Here is a 3,335-nt window from a genome sequence, read left to right as displayed (position 1 = left end):
AGGCGGTGCAGCAGGAACGCGCGCGCGACGACGAGCAGCTCGGCCACGAGTGGCTCGGTCAGCCGGTAGTGCACGGCGTTGCCCGAACGGGTCGCCTCGACCACGCCCGCGCGCTTGAGGACGGCCAGGTGCTGGGAGAGCGCCGACGGCTCGGACCCGGTCACGGTCTGCAGGCGGGAGACCGGCGCGGTGAGATCGGCGTCGGCCGCGAGCACCTCCAGCACCTGGATGCGTACCGGGTGGGCCAGGCTCTTGAAGAGCTCCGCCTTGATCGCGTAGAGGGGCTGCGTGTCCACGGCAACGAATTTAGCATTTGCTCAAACCACTCCGCCGCGTCGGGCAGGGCGATGAGTTCCGCGTGCCGTCGCCGTCAGCCCTGCGAACCGGTCCGACGAGAGGAACCCACCATGGTCACCACGCTCCGCAGCTTCAGCGGCTTCTCCGTGGACGACGCCGAGACGGCGCTCCGCTTCTACCGCGACACCCTCGGCCTGCCCGCCCGGGCCAACGACATGGGCGGCCTGGAGATCGAGCTGACCGAGGGCTCGACCGTGTTCGTCTACCCCAAGGGCGAGGCGCACGCCCCGGCGTCGTACACGGTGCTGAACCTCGTGGTGCCGGACATCGACGCCGTGGTGGCGGAGCTCGAGGCCGCCGGGGTGAGCCTGCTGCGGTACCCGGGCTTCGAGCAGGACGAGCACGGCGTGGCCCGCAGCTCCGACCCCGCCCAGGGCCCGACCATCGGCTGGATCGCCGACCCGGCCGGCAACGTCATCGGCCTGATCCAGGACTGAGCCGGACCGACGCCGGCTGATCCTCGCTCCGCCCCGGTGAGCCTCGATATCACCCGGGAAAGTCAGTCGTGGGCCGATCCTGGCCTGCGCACGCCGCCCGGTCGATGGATGCTGGCAGGACGGCTCGGGCAGCCGGGCCCCCAGCACCAGCGAACGGAGCGACAACGTGCCGAAGATTGTGACTGACGAGGGCATCGAGATCTACTACAAGGACTGGGGGACGGGCCAGCCGATCGTGTTCAGCCACGGCTGGCCCCTGTCGGCGGACGACTGGGACACGCAGATGCTGTTCTTCCTGCAGCAGGGCTACCGCGTCATCGCCCACGACCGGCGTGGTCACGGCCGGTCGACCCAGGTCGGCGACGGGCACGACATGGACCACTACGCGGACGACTTGGCAGCGGTGACCGCTCACCTGGACCTGCGCGACGCCATCCACATCGGCCATTCCACCGGCGGCGGCGAGGTGATCCACTACATCGCCCGGCATGGTGAGTCCCGGGTGGCGAAGGCCGCGATCATGTCGGCGGTGCCGCCGCTGATGCTGCAGACCGACGCCAACCCCGGCGGCCTGCCGATGAGCGTGTTCGACGACCTGCGGGCCCAGCTCGCGGCGAACCGTTCGGAGTTCTACGTCGCGCTGGCCTCGGGCCCGTTCTACGGGTTCAACCGGCCCGGTGTGGAGACGCGGGAGCCGTTGGTGCGTAACTGGTGGCGGCAGGGCATGACGGGTGGTGCCAAGGCGCACTACGACGGCATCGAGGCGTTCTCGGAGACGGACTTCACCGAGGACCTGCGCAAGATCACGGTCCCGGTGCTGGTCATGCACGGCGACGACGACCAGATCGTGCCGTACGCCGACGCGGCCCCGCTGTCGTCCGAGCTGCTGCAGAACGGCACGCTGAAGACCTACGCAGGCTTCCCGCACGGCATGCCCACCACGCACGCCGACGTCATCAACGCCGACCTGCTGGAGTTCATCCGGTCCTGACGCCGGCAGACCCCACCATCAGCCGACCGCGCCCGCGACGGGTGACGCCGACCCCCACGGGCCCGCGTCATCCGTCGCGCGGCACGGCGAGCTGCTCCGTGGTGCGTCGGGGTGTCCGCAGGGGCACCGAGCTGTACCCGAGCCTCATCAGCATCTGCGGCGCCGCGTCCATCCCCAGCGCCCGGCGCAGGTCGTGCCGCGTCGTCGGGTTCTCCAGCACGGTGGTCGCGAACGATGCGTGCACGAAGTAGGTGGTCGCGACCAGCAGCGCGTGCTCCAGCGCCTGGCCCGCCGTGATCCAGTCCCGCGGGGAGTCGCCCGGCGTGGAGAGCAGCGCCATCGTCGTCCGCTGCTCGAACGGGACCGTCCCCGTGCTGGCGAGGAACCGCCGCACCGGTGCGCCGTCGTCGTCAGGCGCGGGGCCCAGCAGATCGCGCGGTATGCCGTCCGCGCGGTCCCGGGCCGTGGCAGTCCACGCCAGCTCCTCGTCCCGGGCCACCGGGTCCTCGGCGGCGAGCGACTCCGCCCGCCGCACCAGCCCCAGGACCTCGTCGCGCACCGGCTCCGAGGGCTGGATCGGCCGTAGGTCCGCGTTCTCCTCCCGGGCGGCCTGCTGGATGGCCAGCAGCACGTCCGTGAACAGCGGCTGGTCGTCGAACGGCACCCGCGAGGTGGTGCGTCGCGCGATCGCCACCGACAGCTCCAGCTCGTCCGTGTTCGGGATCGGACCCGGCTCCAGGTCCACCTGCGCCACCAGCAGTTCGTCGTGCGGGTCCGGCAGGACCCGGACGACGGCGGTCAGCGACTCGCGACGCGCCGCGGCCCGCGCGTTGAACAGGAAAGCCCCGCAGCTGATCAGCATCTCCCGGCCGTGCGGGTCGCAGTGCCGCAGCTGCCGGGCCGGGTCGGCCCGGAGGGACATCGTGCGACCGGCGAAGCTCACCTTCCACGGCTGCGTGTTGTACACGCTCGGGGCGCTCGCGGCGGCCCGCAGGATCCGCTCCACCCGTGCGTCGACGACGTCCATGTCCGCTGCTCCCGCCAGTCGTGCTGCACCGTCCCGCCCAGTCTTCGCGCGAGCACCTGCCGGGGCACGGGCCAAAGGTCCCGGTGACCGGGGCCGGACGGCCCTGCCGGGCGGCAGGCCCGGGAACGGACCGTGGAGACAGGAAGCAAGGAGCTGATGACGATGCGTGCGCTGGTGGTCTACGAGTCGATGTTCGGAAACACGCAGGCGGTCGCGCGGGCGGTCGCGGAAGGGATCGAAGCGTCGATGCACACCGACGTCGTCGAGGTGGCGGCCGCGCCCCGCATGGTCCCGGCCGACGTCACCCTGCTGGTCGTGGGCGGGCCGACCCATGCCTTCAGCATGTCCTGGCCCTCGACGCGGCGCGACGCCGCGGGCCGGGGCACAGCCGTCATCTCCCGCGACGAGGGTATCCGGGAGTGGCTCGGCGGGCTGCCGGGCGTGTGCACGCCGACGGCGGCCGCGGCGTTCGACACGCGCACCACGTCCCGCCTGACGGGTTCCGCGGCACGGGCGGCCGGGC

Annotated in this window: 5 protein-coding genes; 3 read left to right on the top strand and 2 right to left on the bottom strand. The window is 71.8% G+C overall.

Annotated features, from left to right (window positions below; genetic code table 11):
- Positions 1-296, bottom strand: a 296-nt coding sequence (locus PROKR_RS09235; RefSeq protein ID WP_084800338.1) for an ArsR/SmtB family transcription factor, incomplete at its 3' end; no start/stop codon positions are given.
- Between the two features lie 111 nt (positions 297-407).
- Here PROKR_RS09235 and PROKR_RS09230 point away from each other — a divergent pair.
- Both PROKR_RS09230 and PROKR_RS09225 read left to right on the top strand, forming a co-directional pair.
- Positions 408-794 (top strand): VOC family protein, encoded by a 387-nt coding sequence (locus PROKR_RS09230; RefSeq protein ID WP_036962359.1) that lies wholly within the window; start codon positions 408-410, stop codon positions 792-794.
- A gap of 166 nt (positions 795-960) precedes the next feature.
- Entirely contained in the window at positions 961-1,785 is an 825-nt protein-coding gene (locus tag PROKR_RS09225; protein WP_036962356.1) for an alpha/beta fold hydrolase, read from the top strand.
- 67 nt (positions 1,786-1,852) lie between these two features.
- Here PROKR_RS09225 and PROKR_RS09220 read toward each other — a convergent pair whose 3' ends face one another.
- Entirely contained in the window at positions 1,853-2,812 is a 960-nt protein-coding gene (locus tag PROKR_RS09220; protein WP_036962353.1) for an Acg family FMN-binding oxidoreductase, read from the bottom strand.
- Between the two features lie 132 nt (positions 2,813-2,944).
- Between PROKR_RS09220 and PROKR_RS34355 the strand changes: the two genes are divergently transcribed.
- Positions 2,945-3,335 (top strand): flavodoxin family protein (locus PROKR_RS34355; protein WP_169736367.1); only part of this gene is annotated, 391 nt, incomplete at its 3' end.

Origin of the sequence: Promicromonospora kroppenstedtii DSM 19349 (genome assembly GCF_000515355.1) — a bacterium.
In the GTDB taxonomy this organism is placed as follows: Bacteria; Actinomycetota; Actinomycetes; order Actinomycetales; family Cellulomonadaceae; genus Promicromonospora; species Promicromonospora kroppenstedtii.
Note: the sequence above shows the minus strand (reverse complement) of the source record. Positions and strands in the feature narration are given on the sequence as shown.

What these genes read in the sequence shown, in the direction of transcription:
- PROKR_RS09220 (WP_036962353.1), bottom strand. Translation starts at nt 2,812, where the DNA reads ATGGACGTCGTCGACGCACGGGTGGAGCGGATCCTGCGGGCCGCCGCG.
- PROKR_RS09230 (WP_036962359.1), top strand. Translation starts at nt 408, where the DNA reads ATGGTCACCACGCTCCGCAGCTTCAGCGGCTTCTCCGTGGACGACGCC.